Raw genomic sequence first — 19002 nt, 5'->3', positions numbered from 1 at the left:
GCCGCCCAAGTCGCCCGGCTACCGCCTGTCGATCAGAACGGCACCGGGGACACTGCGGTGCGGAACTTTTTCCTGGTCGCGCGCTCTGAGGAAACCTCACCAACAGCGAACCCGGGACCATGTGAATCCCCATGTGAAGGTTCGTGGGCCAACGTGGAGGTACCCACGCGCATGGGGCCGCCGGTAACGTCGTTGGCGCGGTACGGGGAGGAGGCGGGAAGTGAACGAGCCGAACGACGCCCTAGCTGCTCTGATTCTCCAAGCTGGCTTCTCCTGGGCCGGGCTCGCGCGGCGCGTGAACGACCTCGGCGCAGACGACGGGTTCGCGCTCAGGTACGACTACACGTCCGTCCACCGTTGGGTGAAGCGGGGGGAGCGGCCACGGTCCCCAGTGCCCGCGCTGGTCGCCAAAGTTCTGTCAGAGAAGCTCGGACGCCGTATCAGGCCTTCGGACTTCGGTATGACCGAGGAAGAAACGCTCGCAGCACGGGGATTGCAGTACGCGGACAGTCCACGTACGACGATCGATACGATCATCGATCTCGGGAGAGCCGACGTGAATCGCCGAAGCATCATCAAAGCGCCGTTCGTACTCGCCGCGCTTGGCGCACCGAGTCGCGACTGGCTACTCGCGACGCTGGACGGGACCGCAACTGAGCGGGGGCCCCGGCAGGTGGGCATGAAGCAGGTGGCCGGCATCCGCGACATGTTCGCGCTCTTCCAGGAGATGGACGTGATGCGGGGCGGCGGCCACGCTCGAACTGCTCTCGTCGAGTACATGAACAGCTATGTCTTTCCGCTGTTGAAGCGCGATCACGAGGAGCGTGTCCAGCGCGCCCTCTATGAAGCGGCAGCGGAACAGGCGTACCTGGTCGGCTGGATGGCCTACGATGACGGCGAACATGGCCTCGCGCAGCGGTACCTGATCCAGTCTCTCCGCTTGGCGCAGGCGTCCGACACCGCAGCCCTCGGCGCTCACGTCCTGGCCGGCATGTCCGACCAGGCGAACCTGCTGGGCCACCCACACGAAGCGCTCATGCTCACCCGCGCCGGACGACGTGGTATCACCGAGAACGACTCACCGGCCTGCCTGGCCGACCTCCACATCCTCGAAGGACGCGCGCTCGCCGCACTCGGCGAGGCGAGGGCCGCAGCTGCTGCGGTCGCTGAGGCCGAGCGGGTCTTCGCTCGGGTCGATCACGGGAACGAGCCGGTGTGGGCGCGTTTCATCGACGTCTCGTACCTGTTCGGCGAAGCGGCGCACTGCTTCCGCGACCTGGGTCAGGCATCGCAGATCGATCGATTCGCGGGAGAGTCCGTTGAGGGTGCCCGCAAGCAGGGCCGTGCGCGGCGGGGCGCGCTCAGCCACGCCGCGCTAGCGATCGCGGACCTGGAGCGCAGGAACGTGGAGGGAGCCGCGGCCAAGAGTCTGACGGTTCTTGACCTAGCGGCTTCGGTGAACTCGTCCCGGTGCGTCGAGACCGTTCGCGATCTCCAACGACGGCTCAAGCCCTACGCCGAAATGGATGAAGTTCAGCGATTCAACGCGCGAGCGGGCGAACTGCTCGGGTTGGCGGCTTAGCCCGGCTGCGCAACCGTCTTGGGACGGAGATTTGAGCATGGGACGCACCGAGTACCTCAACGACCCGAACGCGCCGAAGCCCAACACCCTCGTCCCCGCGTGCGGCACCCTGGCGGTCAACGACCGCAGCGAGATCCTGCTGCAACGCCGGCGCGACACAGGTCAGTGGGCGCTGCCGATGGGCAAGCAGGAGCTGGGCGAAACGCCCAGTCAGTGCGCGATCCGGGAAACGCTTGAGGAGACCGGGGTCCTGGTCGAGATCACCGGTCTGGTCGGGATCTACTCCGACCCCGGCCACATCGTCGCGTACACCGACGGCGAGGTCCGCCAGGAGTACGAGGTCACTCTGCTGGCCGGTCCGGTCAGCGGCACCCCGGCGGCCAACGACGAGGCCAGTGACGTGGCCTGGGTCCACCTTGATCGGCTGGGGGAGCTGGACATCCATCCCACGATGCGCCGGCAGATCGACGACTACCTGGCCAACCGAGCACCGCACGTGGACTAGCGGTACCCAAGGTTTACGCCGCACACCTGAGTGCCCGACCGACAACGCGGGGAGAGACGGTGCCACGGGCTGCCGTAACCGGCCACATGAACCTAACGCCCGACAGTGAGTCGCTGGTGTACGAGGCGATAAAACAGGCGCTGGCGCCCTATACCGCGGATGATTTGGTGGGTGTCAGCTGCATCGCTCGTGGTGCTGACCGTGGCGATCGGATCGGAAATCTCCACCGGGGCTGGTTTTGCAACCCGGTTATGGCATGGTCCTCGCTCGTGTTACGCGATCTTTCGGGCCGTGATGGCGACCTTGTTCCGGTCAAGGGTCGGCCGACGGGTCTGAAGTTCGACGGGCGAGTCGTCTACCTGTGGTGGGGCCAGGACCTGGACGATGAGGACGGTGTTGCGGCCCGGGAGGGACGACTGCACACCTTCGTCTCCGAAGCGGACTGCCGGGCAATGGCGGAAGCCAGAGGGTGGACTCCCGATAGTGATCAAGCAGATGACGACAGCACAGTGGTGGTGACTGACCTGGAACCGGCGCAGGAGTGGCTACGGGGCAAGCGGGTCGCCCTTGACCTCGATGCGGGGCTGAACCTCTGGAACTGGGCGACCGACGCCGCGTACAGCACCGGCCGACCCTGGAACAACCGCGGCGGCCTGCGGGACCGCTGCTACGACAAGCTCGTCGCCGCCAACGTGCCCTGGTTGCTCGAGGCAGAGTCGTACCACCCGACCTGGACTCCCCGACAGTTGCGGGCGCTGCGACAAGTCCTGAGCCAGGCGGTTCACCTGCTGCGCGCCGCGATGCGGGACTGATGGGGGCCGGTCGGGCCATTGACGTCGACAACGGGCGACCATCGACCGTGCACGAGGAGCGACTCCCACCAGGCGATCGGGATAAACGGGCAGGCGGTCAGGGAGCGGTCAAGGTTCCGCTTCGACGTCTGACCATGACCGGCCGGCTAGGCAGGGCCCTGGTTGGGCTGGGGTAGTTCGAGATCGAGCCGGGCCGACTGTTATCCCTGCTCAGCTCTCGTAGAACCGCAGGCCAAGTGGCCGTGATGGTTACCTCGGGGCAAGGAGTCCGTCGGGACGGCCTGCCTACTCGGTGACGAACACTCCGACGCCGGGAAGGGTTTCCGTTATCCCCTTGATCCGCAGTATCTGCATGGCGCGGTCGATCACCGGTTCGGTAACGCTGTAGTGCTCGATGAGTTCCCGCCGGCTGGGCAGCTTGGAGCCGGGCGCGAACTCCCCGGACGCGATGCGCTCGGCAAGGTCATCGGCGATCTGTTCGTAGCGGTAACGCGGCGGCACGGTGTTCCCCTCGGTTGGCAATCCGAGCGCCTGTTTGGTCGCAGGTCCGGGGCTGGTGCCGCAGTCGGCGCGTCCGTGGTCTTCAGCGCGTGGATGGGCCGACCGGCAGGGTGCCGACGGCGGCGATGGCGGCCGCGGCGACGGCGCAGCACGCTGCCGTGGCGGCGAGGACCGGGGTGTAGCTGCCGGTGACGGCGTGCAGCGCGGCAGCCGCCAGCGGCGCGCCGGCTTTCGCGAGGGTCATCGGGACGACGAGGACGCCGGCGAGGGTGGCGTAGCGGCCGGTGTCGTAGCGTTCGGCGAGCAGGACGGGTTTGGCGATGGTGGCCACGCCGAAGCCGATGCCGAATCCGATCACGGCGCCGGTCGCCCCGGCGACGCTCGCGCCGACGACCGGCAGCGCCAGCGCGGCGACGGCCTGCACGGCGAAGATCGTGGCGGTGACGGTGGTGGTGCGGTAGCGGCGTTGCAGGCCGGTGGTTACGAGGCGGCCGGTCACCGACAGCACGCCGAGCAGGCCGGCGATGGTGGCGGCGAACGCGGGTGGGTGCCCCCAGGCGGTGAGCGCGGCGACGAGGTGCACGGTGAGTGCGCTGATCGCGGCAGTGTGGGCGGTGAACCCGGCCGCCAGCAGCCAGAAGCCGCGGTCGGCCAGGGCGGTCCGTACCGCACCGGCACCGTCGCCAGCCGGCCGGTGGGTGCACACGCCGTCGTGGCTTCGGGCTGACCGTGGCACCACCAGGGCGTGCAGGGGCACGGTGACGGCCTGGATGGCGGCGAGGACGAGCAGGGCGGCGCGCCAGCCGTGGGCGTTGACGAGCCAGCCGGTCAGGGGCAGGAACACGGTGCTGGCGAATCCGGCGACGACGGTCAGTGCGAGCAGCGCGTTGGACCGGCGGTCGGGGGTGAACCAGGCGATGATAACGGCGAACGCGGCCTCGTAGAGGCTGGCGGCCGAGGCGGCGCCGAGCCCGACCTGGACGGCGTACAGCTGCCACAGGTGGTGCACGTGGGCCAGCGCGACCAGCAGGACGGCGCCGGCGGCGGAGCCGGCGGTCATCAGGATCCGGCCGCCGTGGCGGTCGAGCCACCGGCCGACCGGAACGGCCAGGATCGCGCCGATGAGCACGCTGGCGGTGAACGCGCCGGTGACCGCCGTGGCGGTGGTGTGCAGGTCGGCCGCGAGCGGGGTGAGGAAGACCGCGAACGCGTAGTAGAGGGTGCCGTAGCCGATGGTCTGGGTGATGGCGAGGGCGGCGACGAGCCGCCGGCCGGGGGAGACGGGGTTCCCGCCGGACCGGCCAGATCCGGCGGGAACCCGCGTGGCGTGCGAGAGGGCCATCAGCCGCAGCAGCCTCCGCCGTTGCCGCCGACGGTGATCAGCTGCGGGCGGTCGCCCGGTGCCGGGGTGTCGAACTGCTGCCCGGCGAGCGCGGCCAGTTGCAGGGCGGCCTGTTCGTCGATGCCCAGCTCGGCGGCAGCGAGCGTGACGGCGCCGGAGACGCTGCCGGCGGTCGGGACGTGCCGCATCGCGGCTGCCACCAGCTTGGCCGGAACGTCGGGGGCTAGGCCGAAGCGGGCGGCGGCGTCGTCGGCCGTCGCGCGGGCGCCGAGTGTGGTGGAGCAGACCCCGGTTTCGGGCAGGTCGAGCTGGACGTCGCGGGCGGCCTCCCAGTCGCCGGCCAGGGCGGCGACGATGGAGCGGACCTGCTCGTAGCCGGTGGCCATCAGGAACGTCGGGGCTCGGCCGTAGCCCTTCGCTCCGACGGCGAAGTAGCTCGGTTCCGGCTGGGTCAGTTCGTCGACGCCGTGCGGGCGCACGGTGCCGCAGGAGTGCTCGTTGGGGTCGATCAATGGCGCGAGGGCCCGGGTGCAGGCGAGGATCGGGTCGAGGTCCAGGCGCAGCTCGGACGCGACGGTGTGGTCGGGCCGGAACCCAGTGGCACCGACGATCCGGTCGGCGACGATCATCCGGCCGGTGGCGTCGACCAGTTCCACCCGGCCGCCGTCGACGGGGCGGACGGCGTGTACGCCGAAGCCGGTCACCAGTTCGACCCGGCCGCTGGTGACCAGCAACCGCAGCCCGGTCCCCAGCGCGCCGCGGGCGGCCAACGCGTCGGCGTCACCGCCGCCGTAGGCCCGGTCGGCGCTGCCGCCGCGCAACGCCCAGGTGATGCGGGTGCCAGGAGCCTGATCGGCGAGTTCGGCGAGGGCAAGAAGGGTGTTGGCCGCGGAGTGGCCGGAGCCGACGACGACGGTGTGCTTGCCGGCGTAGGCGTCGCGGTCCACGCCGAGCACGTCGGGCAGCGCGTGGTCGATCCAGTCGGCGGCATCCGCTTCGCCGTGGGCGGGCAGCCCGTTGGCGCCGAGGACGTTCGGGGTGCGCCAGGTGCCGGAGGCGTCGATCACGGCGCGGGCGAGGATGTCGGTGCCGTTGGCGAGGCGGACCACGAACGGGGCGGTCTCGCGGCCGGCGGTCTTGACCCGGTCCACGCCCTGCCGGCCGAGCGCGGTCACCCGGGCGTTGTAGCGGATGTGCGGGGCGAGGACCGGCAGCTTCGCCAGGGGCTGCAGGTATGCCTCGACGAGGTCGGCGCCGGTGGGCAGCACCTCCAGGTCGGGCTCAGCCCAGCCGGCGGCTTCCAGCAGCCTGCGAGCGGCGTGGTCGATGTCGTAGCGCCACGGGCTGAACAGTCGGACGTGTCCCCACTGCTGGATCGACGCGCCCGCCTCGCCGCCGGCTTCCAGGACCAGCAGCGGCAGGCCGCGCTCGGTCAGGTGGGCGGCGGCGGCCAGGCCGACCGGGCCGGCGCCGATGACCACCACCGGCAGCTCGGCGGCCTCGGACGGGCCCGCCAACGCCGCGTCCGCGTCCGCCGCGGTCGGCCCGCAGCAGCTCGCGCCGGCGGTGATCGCCTCGGCCTTCGCGCCCGGGTCGCAGCAGGTACCGGCCTGGGCAGCGGCCTCCGCGGTGCCGCAGCACGTGCTGGCGGGTGCGCTCGACGCTTCGGTGGTGGGCTGGGCGCCGGCGCCGCAGCAGCCGCCGGCGGCCTGGGTGGTCTCGTTGCTCATGGTGTCTCCCGAAAGGTGTATGTGGGGCTCGGGTTCTTACGGGAGGTCAGCGCCAGCCGAGGAACTGGCTCGCGGCGGTGGTGCGGGCGCGGTCGAGCCGGGCGTCGGCGCGGCATGTGGCGGTGCACACCTCGGAGCGGCTCTCGCTGAACGTCACGCCGCGCAGGACGGCGGCGGCGCGCCGCCGGAACAGATCAGTCATCGTAAGCTCCCTGTCTTGACGAATCTCGAATCAGCTCCGACTCTGACATCTGTTTCGACCTTCGTCAAGTTAGGCAACCATCTAGGCAGAGCCTGTGACGGCCCTCACGTCATGTGACGCGCAAACCATTGCTGTACCGGCCATGACCGGGCAAGGTAGATGTATGTCGAAGCAGCGAGAGTCGGTTCTTCCGATCGCGGCAGCGTGCTGCCCACCCCTTGCCGTCGCGCCGCTGAGCGGTGAGCAGGCGGCCGACCTCGCGCCGATGTTCAAGGCCCTCGGTGACCCGGTTCGGCTGCGGCTGATGTCGATGATCGCCTCCACCGACGAGGTCTGCGTCTGTGACCTGACCGACGCGTTCGACCTGTCCGGTCCGACGATCTCCCACCACCTGCGGGTGCTACGCGAAGCCGGCCTGGTCGACTCCGAGCGCCGGGCCACCTGGGTGTGGTACCGGGCCCGTCCGCAGGCGCTCAAGCAGTTGGCCGGCCTGCTCGACATCGCCACGCCCGCCGCCGTCTGACCCACCGCCGCGCGGCCGCATCACCAACTGTTCACCTGTGCGACCCTCCCTGCGGTGGACGGTGAGGCCGCCGCCGTGATCTTATCAGGCTGTGCTGATATCAGCTGACACTGATTTGATAAAGATGCTCGCCGATCCGCTGCGGGCCCGCATCATCGAACTTCTCGCCGAGGGCCCGGCCTGCGTCTGCCACCTGGTCGACGACACCGGCGCCAAGCAGCCCAACGTGTCCAACCACCTGCGCGCGCTGCGCGAAGCCGGGCTGGTGGCCACCGAGCCGCACGGCCGGTTCACCTACTACCGGCTGCTGCCCGACGCCATCGAAGCCGTCGCCGGGCAGCTCGCCCAGCTGGCCGAGCGCGCCCGTACCAACGCCGAGACTCGCCGGGAGTGCCCGTGACCACCACCGCCCAGAACACCGCCGCACCCACTGCGGTGGTCGGCAAGCTCTCGCGCCTCGACCAGTTCCTGCCACTGTGGATCGGCCTGGCGATGGCTGCCGGCCTGCTGCTGGGTCGTCTGATCCCCGGCCTGAACGCCGCGCTCGACAGCGTCAAGGTCGGCGGGATCTCGTTGCCGATCGCCCTCGGTCTGCTGGTGATGATGTACCCGGTGCTGGCGAAGGTCCGCTACGACCGGCTCGACACCGTCACCGGCGACCGGCGGCTCATGATCTCGTCGCTCGTGCTGAACTGGGTCGTCGGCCCGGCGGTGATGTTCGCCCTCGCCTGGATCTTCCTGCCCGACCAGCCCGCGTACCGCACCGGTCTCATCATCGTCGGCCTGGCCCGCTGTATCGCGATGGTGATCATCTGGAACGACCTGGCCTGCGGCGACCGCGAGGCCGCCGCCGTCCTCGTCGCGCTCAACTCGATCTTCCAAGTGCTGGCGTTCGGGCTGCTCGGCTGGTTCTACCTGTCGGTGCTGCCCGGCTGGCTGCACCTGACCGGGGCTGCGCTGCACGTCTCCGGCTGGGACATCGCCCGCAACGTGCTCATCTTCCTGGGCATCCCGCTACTGGCCGGCTACCTCACCCGCCGCTTCGGCGAGAAGGCCAGGGGGCGTGCCTGGTACGAGGCGAAGTTCCTGCCGAAGATCGGGCCGGCCGCGCTGTACGGGCTGCTGTTCACCATCGTCATCCTGTTCGCCCTCCAGGGTGACGCCATCACCAGCCGACCGCTCGACGTGGCGCGCATAGCGCTGCCGCTGCTGGCCTACTTCGCCATCATGTGGGCCGGCTCCTACGCCCTCGGCAAGGCCATCGGCCTGACCTACGAGCGCACCACCACACTGGCGTTCACCGCCGCCGGCAACAACTTCGAACTCGCCATCGCCGTCGCCATCGGCACCTTCGGCGTCACCAGCGGCCAGGCACTGGCCGGCGTCGTCGGACCGCTCATCGAGGTGCCCGTGCTGGTCGCGCTGGTCTACGTCAGCCTCGCCCTGCGTCAACGCCTGTTCGCCGGGAGAACCCGATGACCGAACCTGCCGAGTTATCGCTGCTCGACGTCGACGCCGTCCTGGACCGGCCACCACCCTGGCCGACAAGTTCCGCGGCATCTTCAACCCCGAGACCGTCAGCCGCTACGTGCACGAGTCCTACGTCGCGCTGTACCGCACCACCCGCATCCACCAGCATCTGCCGGCGCTGGCCGAGCACTTCGCCAACGACCGGCTCACCGCCCTGGCGCAGGCAAAGGGTGCGATCGGCAAGCCGGTGCCCGAGGTGCTGTTCCTGTGTGTGCACAACGCCGGCCGTTCCCAGCTGGCCGCGGCGCTGCTGGTCCACCACGCCGCCGGCCGCGTCCACGTCCGGTCGGCCGGCTCCCACGCGGCCGGCGACCTGGAAGAGCCGGTCGTGGCGGTGATGCGCGAGATCGGCCTGGACCTCGCCGACGCCTACCCGAAGCCGCTCACCGACGACGTCATCCGCGCCGCCGATGTGATCGTCACGATGGGCTGCGGCGACGCCTGCCCGGTCCTGCCCGGCAAGCGCTACCTCGACTGGCAGATCCCCGACCCCGACGGGCAACCCCTCGATGTCGTGCGGACCATCCGCGACGACATCGACACCCGCGTCCGTGCCCTGCTCGCCGACCTCACCCCCGACCGCTGAAGGACTACCGCCATGTCTGACAAGCCCAGCGTCCTGTTCGTCTGCGTGCACAACGCCGGCCGCTCCCAGATGGCCGCCGGCTGGCTGCGCCACCTCGCCGGCGATCGGATCGAGGTCCGCTCCGCCGGGTCCGAACCGGCCGACCAGATCAACCCGGTCGCCGTCGAGGCGATGCGCGAGGTCGGCATCGACATCACCGCCGAGCAGCCCAAGAAACTCGAGTACGCCACCGCCCAGGACTCCGACGTCATCATCACGATGGGCTGCGGCGATGCCTGCCCGGTCTTTCCCGGCAAGCGCTACGAGGACTGGAAGCTCGACGACCCGGCCGGCCAGGACCTCGCTACCGTCGGGCGCGTCCGCGACGAGATCGAGCGTCGCATCCGGGCCCTGTTGGGCGAGCTCGACGTTCCCGTCACTACCTGATCAGAGTGCGCGGGGCTTCCGGACTCCCCGCTCCCGCGAACGTTCCCGGGGCGGGACGGCACCCTCACGCGTCTGGTAGGCCGTAGGTCGGAGCACAACCTCGCCGTAGGCCGCCCGCCTGGGTCGCAGCTGGCTCAAGCGGAAGGGTCAGGGCGGCACTCGCGTGCCCCCGGGCGAAACTCCCACCCCGGCGCTAATCATGATCAGGCCGTCTCCAGGCCGTGGAAGGCGCCAGGGTCAAGGATCGCCGAACCGTCTCCACGGTCCTCAAAACCGGGCGAACGAGCGGATCTGGAACCGCGGCCCGTACTTCGGCGCGCCGATCCCGGCCGCCATCAGCAGCCGGCAGACCCGCCCCCGGTGCCCCCGGAACGGCTCCAGCAGTTCCAGCATCCGCCGGTCGTCAGCGCGGGCCTCCCTGGCCAGCGCCCACGCGACGGTATTGGGCAGGTGGTAGTCGCCGACGCTGACCGCGTCCGGGTCGCCGTGCGACGCGCGTACGACTTCGGCGGCCGTCCACGGACCGATGCCGGGCAGCGACACCAACCGGCGTACCGCGTCAGCGGCATCAACAGCCCGCTCCAGCGCGGCAGCCCGGTCCGCGGCCCGGCGCAGGGTGTCGGCGCGGCGCTGCTCAACCCCGAACGGATGAAGGACGTAGTACGGAGTGGCGGCAATCGCCTCCGCCGCAGGTGGGACAGGCATGTCCGGCATCCCGGGCGCCGGCTCGCCGAAGTGGCGCAGGATCGCCCGGTACGACCGGTACGCCTCCTGGTACGTCACCTTCTGGCCGAGGATCGCAGGCAGAAGGTGATGGAAGACCAGGCCGCTGGCCGGCATCCGCCAACCCTGATGCGTACGCGCGAGCCGACGGACCACCTCGTGCCGACCCGCAACGGAGGCGAAGCTGGACAGATCGTCGCGTAGCCCCGCGATCGCGTCGGCGCGCTCGAGCAGCCAGGCCGCGCCGGCACCGAAGGCCTCAGCAGTGAGCGTCCCGCCCGAGCGGACGAAGTGCAGCGTCCCCGGCCCGTCCGGGGTCCGGGTCACCCACCACGCCTCGCGAGCGGTAACACGCACGGTCGGATCGTTGCGGATCACCGCCAGCCCGGACAGGGTCCCGGCCAGGTCGTAGTGCTCGGGAAGGTTCAGCAGCCGCGCCGGCAGGACGGCGGTCACGGCGCTCCGACGACCGTATGGGCGGCGTGGACGAGCGTGCGGTAGAGCAGCCGGGCGTCGCCCAGCATCGAGCGCAGCCGCCGTTCGAGACCGGCGATCGGTACGAGGTTCTGCGGCGCGCGCGGATCCTTGTACGCGGTCGAGGCGAACCGGGGGAGCGTCACGACGGACAGGTCGGCGAGCGCCACGGCGTCCACCGTGGACAGCTCGGCGGCGCACTCGATGCGGACGATGCCGGCCCAGGGGGCGCTCGACGTCGTGGGCAGCCGCAGGTACCAGGCGTACCGCTGCCAGTTGGTACCGATGCGGAAGACCGGGCTGCGCTCCTGCGCCTTCAACGCGGTGACCACGGCCGTAGGCGCGGCCGGCAGGTACTCCACCCGGTGGGTCTTGACGTAGCCGATCGCGCGGGGAAGGTGCTGGCGGTTCTTCAGCGGGCCGTCGACCACCAGCAGGTCGCCTGCGGTACGCGTCTCGCCGGAGACGGCGGCCTCCAGCGCGGCGAGCTGGGCCTGCACGCCGCCGATGAGCGTGGCCTGGTCGTCGCGGCCCAGCTGGTGCGGGGTGTACCGCACGCTGCCGACCATCACGTCGGACGCCGTCGGGCTGGAGGTGAACAGCCCCCGCTTGACCAGCGCGCCGGCCACGTCGGCCACGCCGCGCTCCAGGTCGCAGCGGACCACGCCGGCCGCGTACGAGGCGGCCAGCCCCCGGTGCGGCACGCCGTCCTCGCCGGTGACCCAGACGCCGGCGTCGATGCGGCGTACGCCGTCGACGAGCAGGACGGTCGACGGGCTCACCAGGTCGTCGCGGCGCGGGATCGGGCGCCAGTCCGACTCCGGCAGCTCGACATCGGTCACGGTCTCGGCGGAGCTTTGGGAGCCGGGGCCGTCGCCGTTGCTGTCGAACGACGCGCCGTAGCCGGGGTCCCACCCGTCGACGTGGAGTCTCACAGGCCGACCCTCTCCACGTGCGCGGTACGGGCATCTTTGCGTACCTCGAACCGGACCGGGATCCGCTCGGCGAGCGCGCTGACGTGGGTGACCACGCCGACCATGCGCTCGCCGCGGGCGGCCAGGTTCTCCAGCGTCGCGGTGACCGTGTCCAGGGTGGTCGCGTCCAGTGTCCCGAAGCCCTCGTCGAGCACGATCGACTCCAGGCTCGCCGACGCCGTGGACAAGCCGGCGAGCTGCTCGGACAGGGCGAGGGCCAGCGCGAGCGAGGCCTGGAAGGTCTCGCCGCCGGACAGCGTCCGCACCGCGCGGCGCAGGCCGGCGTCGTGGTGGTCGACGACGAAGAACTCGCCCTTGTCGTGGCCGAGGTCGTACTGGCCGCCGGACAGCTCCCGCAGGATCAGCGAGGCGCCGTCGACCAGCGAGTCGAGGGCCTCTTCGAGGAGCCAGCGTTCGAAGTTGTTGGCCCGCAGGTGGGTGGCGAGCGCCTTGGCGACCTGGGCCTCGCGCTCGTGGGTGGCGCGCTGCTCGCGCAGTCGGGCGGCGTCGGCGCGCCGCTCCTCGACCCGCCGCAGTGCCGCCTCCGCCCGCTCGACCGCGACTGCCGCGGCACGGGACGGGTCGTCGGTGGGCTTGCCCGCGTCGGCCGCGGCGAACAACGACGACAGCCGGTCGCGTACCGCGTCCGCCACGCGTGAAGCGTCGGCCACCGACGCGGCGACCTCCGCACGCGTGCCCTGACGGCGAAGCAGTTCGGCGGCGGTCCAGCCGGCCAGGGCGGTCCAGGCTCCGGCCAGGTCGTCGCGGTCGGCCGGGGGAGGGCCGAGGCGGGCCAGGTCGTCGCGTACCCGGTCGAAGTCGCGCCACGCCGCGCGTACCTTCTCTTCGGCGCGCCCGGCGGCGGTGGTCGCGGCCCGGTGCTCCTCGCGGGCGGCCCGCACGGCGCCGGCGGCTTCTTCCAGACTGCGGGCGGCCGCCGCGATGCCGGCGAGTTCGCGCTCGATCTCGGCCGGCTTGGGCGCGTCGGCGAGCCGGCTGTCCAGGTCGGCCAGGCGCGTGGTGATCTGGTCGGCCTGGGCGCGGGCCGCCGTCAGGGTCCGGTCGAGGTCCCGGAAGGCGTTCTCGCACTTCTTGACCTGCTCGTCGGCGAAGTTGGCGGCCTTGCGGGCCTGCTGGCCGGCGGCCTTGGCCGCCTCGACCGCCGAGCCGCGGACGGGCTTCGGCAGCGCCGCGACGCTCTGCTCGCAGACCGGGCAGGCGTCGCCGACGCGCAGGTGTGGCCGCAGGGCGGCGGACGCGTCCGCGGTCTGCGCCGTCTGGTACGCCTCGAACGCCTCCTCCAGCGCGGTGTGCGCCTCGGTCGCCTGCTGGCGGGCCTTCTCCAGGGCGGCGACCGCGCGGTCGTGCTCGCCCTGGGCGCCCGTGACCGCTTCGGTGAGCCGCTCGGCCTCCCGGGACAGTCGCGCGCGTTCGCCGTGCGCGTCCAGCAGCCGCCGCAGCGCCGCCTCGTCGCCGGCGGCGGACAGCTCGCCGCGCAGCTTCTCCTCGCGCTCCTCAGCCCCGGTGACCGCCTTCGCGGCTTCGGCGACCGCGGCGTGGGCGGCCACGGCGTCGCCGGCGACGCCCGCGATTCCGGACGGGACCCGCACCGCGGTCAGCTTCGCGATCTCGGCGTCCAGCCCGGCGAGGGTCTCCTGCGCGGCGAGGGCGTCGCGGCGCGCCCGGTCCAGCTCGGGCACGACGGCGTCGACGTCAGAAGCGAGGGTACGCAGAACGTCGACCCGGTCCGTGGCCGCCGCGAGGGCGGCGTCGTCGGCGTCGGTGAGGCCGGCCAGCAGCCCGTCGCAGGCCTTGATCTGCGCCTCGGCCGCGGTCACCAGGCCGTTCGCGCGCTCCCGGATCTGCCCGTACACGTCCAGGCCGAGCAGGTTGACCAGGATCTTCTGCCGTTCGGCCGGCTTGGCGTGCAGGAACGCGGCGAAGTCGCCCTGCGGCAGCACGACGCACTTGGTGAACTGCTCGTACGGCAGCCCGATGATGTCCTGTACCGCGTCGTCCACTTCGGATGGCGTGCCGGCGACGACCTCGCCCAGATCCTCGGCGGACAGGCCGCTGTCGAAGCGGGTCAGGTCGAAGCCGACCGGCAGGAGCTCCATCGCGGCGCCCTTGGTGGCCACGTTGCCCTTGCCGTCGCGGCGGATCACCCGGGTCAGCACGTAGCGAGATCCTGCCGACTCGAAGACCAGCCGGACCCGGGCCTCGGTGCACGAGGGCGCGAGCGCGTTGCCGATGGCGCGCCGGTCGCCCCAGCGTGGCACGGTGCCGTAGAGCGCGAAGGTGATCGCGTCGAGGATGGTCGACTTGCCCGAACCGGTCGGGCCGACCAGCGCGAAGAAGTCGGCGTCGGTGAAGTCGACGGTGGTCGGCTCCCGGAAGACGGTGAACCCGGCGAGGTCGAGCCGCAGCGGTCGCATTACTTGACCACCTCTCCGTGCAGCTCGTTGAAGAGCGTGACGGTCGCCTCATCGACGTGCCCCTTCTGGGACAGGTAGTCGGCGAACAGCTCGCCGGGGGAGCGGCCGGAGCGCTCGACGCGCTGCCGGGCGGCGCCGGCCTCGGGCAGCATCCGGGGGTCGATGCGCACCTCCAGGGCGCGTGGCAGCAGCGCCTGGACCTCCTCGCGCAGGCCGGCGCGGGGCGCCTCGGCCACGTACACCCGCAGCCAGGCGTCCCCGGTGTCCAACGTGGAGAGTTGGTCGATCGAGCCGCGCACCGTGCGCAGCGGGGTGGGCCCCTCGATCGGGATGTCGCGGACCTTCGCCGTGGTCGTGGCGGAGACGTCGACGATCGAGACCGTGGCCAGGTTCTCCTCCTCGCCGAAGTCGATCGCGAGGGGGCTGCCGCAGTAGCGCACCGGCGCGGGGCCGGGGACCTGCTGGGCGCGGTGCAGGTGTCCGAGGGCCACGTAGTGGGCGCTGGCCGGGAAGATCGTCGAGGGTACGGCGTACCCCATGATCGTGTGGGCCTCGCGCTCGCCGCCGCCCATCGTCGCGCCGACGACGGTGAGGTGGGTGGTGATGAGGTTGACCGCGTCGTCGCCGAACCCCTCGGCGAGCTTGGCGATCAGCCGCGCCACGTGGTCGGCGTAGGTCTGGGTCGCCTCGGCCGCCGTGAGGTCGAACAGTTCGCCGGCGCGGACCGCGTACCGCTGGGACAGGAACGGCAGCGCGACGAGCCGCCACTCCTCGCCGTCGCGGGTCTCTCCGGTGAGCAGGTGGTCGGTGGGCGCCTTGACCGACCCGCGCAGGATGATGCCGGCGGCCTCGGCCCAGCCGCGCAGCGCGTCCAGGGCCGGGCCGTTGTCGTGGTTGCCGCCGATGGCAACCACATCGGCCTCGGTCGACCGCAGCGCCGACAGTGCCCGGGTCACGATCCGGGTCGCGTCGGCCGTCGGCGACGCCGTGTCGTACAGGTCGCCGGCGACGATGACCAGGTCGGGGCGCTCGGCCTTCGCGACCTCGACGACGCTCGCCAGCGCCTTGATCTGGTCCTCGACCCGCGATTGTCCCTTGAGGACCTTCCCGACGTGCCAGTCGGACGTGTGCAGGATCTTCACCAGGTAGAACTTCCTCTAGAACGGGATGTCGTCGTCTTCGAGACTCTTCGTCGACGCGCCCACCACCGCGAACGGATCGCTGGCCTGCACGATCGAGCGCAGCGTGGCGTTCGGCGGCGGGCCCGCCTCCGACGGCCGGGTGGCCCAGGACGGGAAGGGGAACTCCACGCACAGCGGCACCGGGATCTCCGGCTGCGCCACGAACATCGTGCCCGGTTTGGCGAGCAGGGCACGCTGGCGCTGCGCGGGCGGCAGGAACCCGTACTCGGGCCGGGACGCCTCGGCCGGGTCGAGCCGGCCAACCACCCGGATCGCCGAGTTGGAGACGATCCGCCGTTCGACCTCGCTCGCGGTCTGCTGCGCGCCGATGAGCACCACGCCCAGCGAGCGGCCCCGCTCGGCGATGTCGAGCAGCACCTCCTTGATCGGGCTGGACCCCTCGCGCGGCGCGTACTTGTTGAGCTCGTCGAGCACCACGAACAGCAGGGGCTTGGCGGTGCCGGCCTTCTCCTTGCGCTCGAACTCGCTCTTGAGTGTCACACCGACCACGAAGCGCTGCGCCCGGTCCGGCAGGTTGTGCAGGTCGACGACGGTGACCTGGGCGCTCTCGGCGGTGTTGATGGAGTGCGGCCGGCGCACGGCCAGGTCGCCGCGGATCAGCCGGGCCAGGTCCTTCTTGCTGCCGATTAGCCGCCGGGCGAACGCGTTGACCGTGCCGAGGCCGACCGCGCTGCCGGTCCAGATGCCACGGGTGGCGTCGTCGTTGAGCTGGTTGACGAGGTAGTCGACCAGTTCGGCGTAGCCGCCGATCCGGGTGCCGTCGATGCTGATGCCGCTGTCGGCGGGCACCGCGACGCGGGCCAGGTGGGCGGTCACCGCGTGCACCACCATCGTGTACTGCTGGCGCTCGTCGTCGGCGTCGGCGAACACGAACGGCAGCAGCCGGAGCTCGCAGAACTCGGCGAGGGTCCAGTAGAAGCTGTCCACCCCGGTGTGGCGGCTGCTCACATCAGGAGTGCCGGACGAGTCACCGGGCCGCGGCGGGGCGTAGACGCGGACATCCGGGAACGGCCCGGCGGTCAGGCCGAGCTTGTTGTAGGCGTCGATGGTCGACTCGTCGAGCCTCGCGTTGGGGTGGTCGAGGAAGAGCAGGTCCTCGCCCTTGACGTTGAAGATCAGCGCGCGGGAGTTGGCCGACTCGCCGGCGCCACCGAGCGCGCCGCAGCGGAACACCGAGTACAGCAGGAACGTCGCGAAGCTGGTCTTGGTGGCCACGCCGGAGATGCCGGAGATGGACACGTGCGCGCCCCGGCTGCCGTCGAGGAAGTCGGCGTTGAGGAACACCGGCGCGCCGTCGCGGCCGAAGCCCATCGGGACCTTGCGCTGCATGTTGTCGAAGTACAGCGCGCTGGCGCGGGCGTCGCCCTCGGCACGGTGCACGATCGCGCCGGGTGCCGGCGGCACGTACACCTCCGGCTGTACCCGGGTCGTGGTGATCTCGGCGGCTTCCTGCACCTGCGCGGGGAGGGTGCCGTCGGCGATGGCGAACACGTCCGAGTCGAACTGGGCGCCCTCGTGGCGGGCCCGGACGGCGGTCACCACGCCGGCGATCGTGACCGTCGAGCCGTCGGGCATCTCGCGGTTGGTCACGACGACGTCGTCGAGTTGCAGGTACGCCCCGGGGGCGACGGCCACCCAGAACGTCAGCGGGGTGGCGTCGGCGGTGCCGAGCACCCGGCCGACCACGTCACCCTGCTCCGTGCGTTCGACCACGCCCGACCCCCTTCTACTGCCTCACCCACTGGGCATCCTGCCCCACGGATGGCACGCATGTTCGTACACCACGCCCGTGTTTGTGGCCAGTCACGGGATTGAATCAGGTCAAAATATACCCATAGCCCAAATAAGGTACGGACTGCGCGAGGTTGCCTGGTGGCGGTCGTCAGCGGGCGTACCGCAGCAGGAGCATGTCCTCCTCGGCGAGGATGTGGGCCAGCCCCAGCCGGCGCGGCGCGGGGCTCGGCGGCCCGGCCGTGATCCGGCCCGCGCCAGCGCCGCTGAGCAGCGGAGACACCGTCAGGCAGAAGTCGTCGACCAGGTCGGCCGCGGTGAGCCCGCCGAGCAGGTACGGGCCGCCCTCGGACAGGAGTTGCAGCAGCCCGCGCTCGTGCAGTTCGGCCCGCGCCGCGGCCAGGTCCACGTCGTCCTCGCCGCAGACGATGACGTCCGCCACATCCGCGAGCGCCTTGCGGGCCGCCTCCGGGGCGGAGGCGCAGGTGATCACGTACGGGCGGGTCGGCGCCTCGGACAGCGCCGGGAGCGCCGCGTCGAACGAGAGCGTACGGGAGACCGCCACCAGCGGCGGATGCTCGGCGAGACCGTGCTCGCGGCGCCACGCCCGGCGCTCGTCGTTCATCCTGACCGGCCCGTACCCCTCGTGCCGCAGCGTGCCGGCGGCCACCACGACCGCGTCGGACAGCATCCGCAGCAGGTGGAACACGCGCTTGTCGGCCGGGCCGGACAGCCCCTCCGAGTAGCCCTCCAGGGTGACCGCGCCGTCGAGGCTGGTGACGAAGTTGACGCGCAGCGTCGGGCGGGACCGGTCGGCCGGCGCGTACAGGTCGATCAGGGCCGGGTCGTCGAGTGGGGTCGGGTCGGGGTCGGGGTCGGGATAGATCCGGTGCACGCTACTCCCCGGCCGGGCCGGTCGCCGGCGGTTTCGGTTCGGGCCTGCGGTGCTGGCAGTCGCACCACGAGCCGCCTGGGCAGTCCTCGTGGTGATTCTTACGGCAGGCTTGGCAGATCACACCCCCAGGGTCCGTCAGTCGTCGCTGGCGGTCAACAACAGGTGCGGTCGACAATGGCGGCACGATGACCCGGCGAGTCTTCCAGCTACGCGTGACCCTCGGTGACGTGACGCCCCCGGTCTGGCGTCAGGTACTCGTACCCGCCGCCTACACCCTCGATCGCGTGCACCGGGTGATGCAGTTCGCCATGGGCTGGCAGGACTGCCACCTGCACTCCTTCGAGATCGAGGGCGCGCAGTACGGCGAGCCGGATCCCGACGGGGACCTTCCACTGCTCGACGAGATGGACTACCGCCTCGACGAGGTGGCCGGGCCAGGCACCCGGATGTGCTACGTCTACGACTTCGGAGCCTGGTGGGAGCACGAGGTCGTGGTCGAGGAGGTCCTGCCGGCCGACCCCGGAGTGCGCTACCCGATGTGTGTGGCGGGGGAGCGGGCCTGCCCGCCCGAGGACGTCGGCGGCCCGGAGGGGTACGCGGAGTTCATCACCGCCCTGGTCGACCCGAGCCACCCCCGGCACATCGTGATGTGGGACTGGATCGGGCGCCCGTACGACCCGGCCCAGTTCGACCCGGACCAGGTCAGCACCCTGCTGCGCAGGCTGACCTGACGGTTGACGCGCCGGCCACGGGGAAGTGCGCTGCACACGGCTGCCAGGTGACTCGGCATTGACACTGGCTTGCAACGGGCTGGAAACGATCGACAAGC

Annotated in this window: 19 protein-coding genes and 1 pseudogene; 9 read left to right on the top strand and 11 right to left on the bottom strand. The window is 71.2% G+C overall.

All coding sequences use genetic code 11. The features are described 5' to 3' along the window. Positions 1-391 precede the first annotated feature (391 nt). A complete protein-coding gene (locus HC028_RS05225) occupies positions 392-1582 on the top strand; it encodes an NsdA family TPR-like regulatory protein (RefSeq protein WP_239075536.1) in 1191 nt (396 codons plus the stop codon). A 37-nt stretch (positions 1583-1619) separates the two neighbouring features. Beyond that, complete coding sequence (locus HC028_RS05220; RefSeq protein ID WP_168073506.1) at positions 1620-2087, top strand: NUDIX domain-containing protein; 468 nt, start codon at positions 1620-1622, stop codon at positions 2085-2087. Positions 2088-2359: 272 nt separating this feature from the next. Here the strand turns inward: HC028_RS05220 and HC028_RS05215 are convergent, their stop codons facing one another. Further along, entirely contained in the window at positions 2360-2509 is a 150-nt protein-coding gene (locus tag HC028_RS05215) for a hypothetical protein (protein ID WP_168073505.1), read from the bottom strand. A 93-nt stretch (positions 2510-2602) separates the two neighbouring features. On the opposite strand from HC028_RS05215, the gene HC028_RS05210 reads away from it, so the two are divergent. After that, positions 2603-2899 (top strand): hypothetical protein, encoded by a 297-nt coding sequence (locus HC028_RS05210; protein WP_168073504.1) that lies wholly within the window; start codon positions 2603-2605, stop codon positions 2897-2899. Positions 2900-3184: 285 nt separating this feature from the next. Here the strand turns inward: HC028_RS05210 and HC028_RS05205 are convergent, their stop codons facing one another. The 4 genes and pseudogenes from HC028_RS05205 to HC028_RS05190 form a co-directional block, all read right to left on the bottom strand. Next, positions 3185-3400 carry a winged helix-turn-helix domain-containing protein gene (locus tag HC028_RS05205; RefSeq protein ID WP_203981382.1) on the bottom strand — a complete coding sequence of 72 codons (216 nt, stop codon included), beginning with the start codon at positions 3398-3400 and terminating at the stop codon, positions 3185-3187. An 82-nt stretch (positions 3401-3482) separates the two neighbouring features. Next, positions 3483-4742: an MFS transporter gene (locus HC028_RS05200; protein WP_168073502.1), complete on the bottom strand. Its 1260-nt coding sequence runs from the start codon at positions 4740-4742 to the stop codon at positions 3483-3485. Positions 4743-5026: 284 nt separating this feature from the next. After that, positions 5027-6259, bottom strand: a pseudogene (locus tag HC028_RS05195) (FAD-dependent oxidoreductase); the annotation flags it as partial. Between the two features lie 259 nt (positions 6260-6518). Then, on the bottom strand, positions 6519-6674 hold the full coding sequence (locus tag HC028_RS05190) for a hypothetical protein (RefSeq protein ID WP_168073500.1): 156 nt from the start codon (positions 6672-6674) through the stop codon (positions 6519-6521). 163 nt (positions 6675-6837) lie between these two features. On the opposite strand from HC028_RS05190, the gene HC028_RS05185 reads away from it, so the two are divergent. The 5 genes from HC028_RS05185 (at position 6838) to HC028_RS05165 (ending at position 9739) form a co-directional block, all read left to right on the top strand. Continuing rightward, positions 6838-7197 carry an ArsR/SmtB family transcription factor gene (locus tag HC028_RS05185; RefSeq protein ID WP_168073498.1) on the top strand — a complete coding sequence of 120 codons (360 nt, stop codon included), beginning with the start codon at positions 6838-6840 and terminating at the stop codon, positions 7195-7197. A gap of 91 nt (positions 7198-7288) precedes the next feature. Next, on the top strand, positions 7289-7597 hold the full coding sequence (locus HC028_RS05180; protein WP_168073496.1) for an ArsR/SmtB family transcription factor: 309 nt from the start codon (positions 7289-7291) through the stop codon (positions 7595-7597). Next, complete coding sequence (arsB, locus tag HC028_RS05175) at positions 7594-8676, top strand: ACR3 family arsenite efflux transporter (protein WP_168073494.1); 1083 nt, start codon at positions 7594-7596, stop codon at positions 8674-8676. The genes HC028_RS05180 and arsB overlap by 4 nt, the downstream gene beginning before the upstream one ends. Positions 8677-8692: 16 nt before the next feature. Further along, positions 8693-9313, top strand: a complete 621-nt coding sequence (locus tag HC028_RS05170) for an arsenate reductase/protein-tyrosine-phosphatase family protein (RefSeq protein WP_168074180.1) — start codon at positions 8693-8695, stop codon at positions 9311-9313. Positions 9314-9325: 12 nt separating this feature from the next. Continuing rightward, a complete protein-coding gene (locus HC028_RS05165) occupies positions 9326-9739 on the top strand; it encodes an arsenate reductase ArsC (protein WP_168073492.1) in 414 nt (137 codons plus the stop codon). Positions 9740-10006: 267 nt separating this feature from the next. On the opposite strand, the gene HC028_RS05160 is transcribed toward HC028_RS05165, so the two are convergent. The 6 genes from HC028_RS05160 to HC028_RS05135 form a co-directional block, all read right to left on the bottom strand. Next, the gene (locus HC028_RS05160; RefSeq protein ID WP_168073490.1) at positions 10007-10918 is read right to left on the bottom strand and encodes a DNA-3-methyladenine glycosylase family protein; all 912 of its coding nucleotides are present in this window, start codon (positions 10916-10918) and stop codon (positions 10007-10009) included. Next, positions 10915-11871, bottom strand: coding sequence for a hypothetical protein (locus HC028_RS05155; RefSeq protein ID WP_168073488.1), 957 nt, complete (start codon positions 11869-11871; stop codon positions 10915-10917). The genes HC028_RS05160 and HC028_RS05155 overlap by 4 nt, the downstream gene beginning before the upstream one ends. Continuing rightward, on the bottom strand, positions 11868-14345 hold the full coding sequence (locus HC028_RS05150) for an AAA family ATPase (protein ID WP_168073486.1): 2478 nt from the start codon (positions 14343-14345) through the stop codon (positions 11868-11870). The genes HC028_RS05155 and HC028_RS05150 overlap by 4 nt, the downstream gene beginning before the upstream one ends. Beyond that, complete coding sequence (locus HC028_RS05145; protein WP_168073484.1) at positions 14345-15487, bottom strand: exonuclease SbcCD subunit D; 1143 nt, start codon at positions 15485-15487, stop codon at positions 14345-14347. Before HC028_RS05145 ends, HC028_RS05150 begins: the two co-directional genes overlap by 1 nt. A 15-nt stretch (positions 15488-15502) precedes the next feature. Next, positions 15503-17260 carry an ATP-binding protein gene (locus HC028_RS05140; protein WP_168073482.1) on the bottom strand — a complete coding sequence of 586 codons (1758 nt, stop codon included), beginning with the start codon at positions 17258-17260 and terminating at the stop codon, positions 15503-15505. 169 nt (positions 17261-17429) lie between these two features. Continuing rightward, a complete protein-coding gene (locus tag HC028_RS05135) occupies positions 17430-18173 on the bottom strand; it encodes a pyrimidine reductase family protein (RefSeq protein ID WP_168073480.1) in 744 nt (247 codons plus the stop codon). Between the two features lie 185 nt (positions 18174-18358). On the opposite strand from HC028_RS05135, the gene HC028_RS05130 reads away from it, so the two are divergent. Next, complete coding sequence (locus HC028_RS05130; RefSeq protein ID WP_168073478.1) at positions 18359-18904, top strand: plasmid pRiA4b ORF-3 family protein; 546 nt, start codon at positions 18359-18361, stop codon at positions 18902-18904. Positions 18905-19002: the final 98 nt, after the last annotated feature.

This window comes from Planosporangium flavigriseum, from assembly GCF_011947225.1.
Lineage (GTDB): Bacteria > Actinomycetota > Actinomycetes > Mycobacteriales > Micromonosporaceae > Planosporangium > Planosporangium flavigriseum.
Note: the sequence above shows the minus strand (reverse complement) of the source record. Positions and strands in the feature narration are given on the sequence as shown.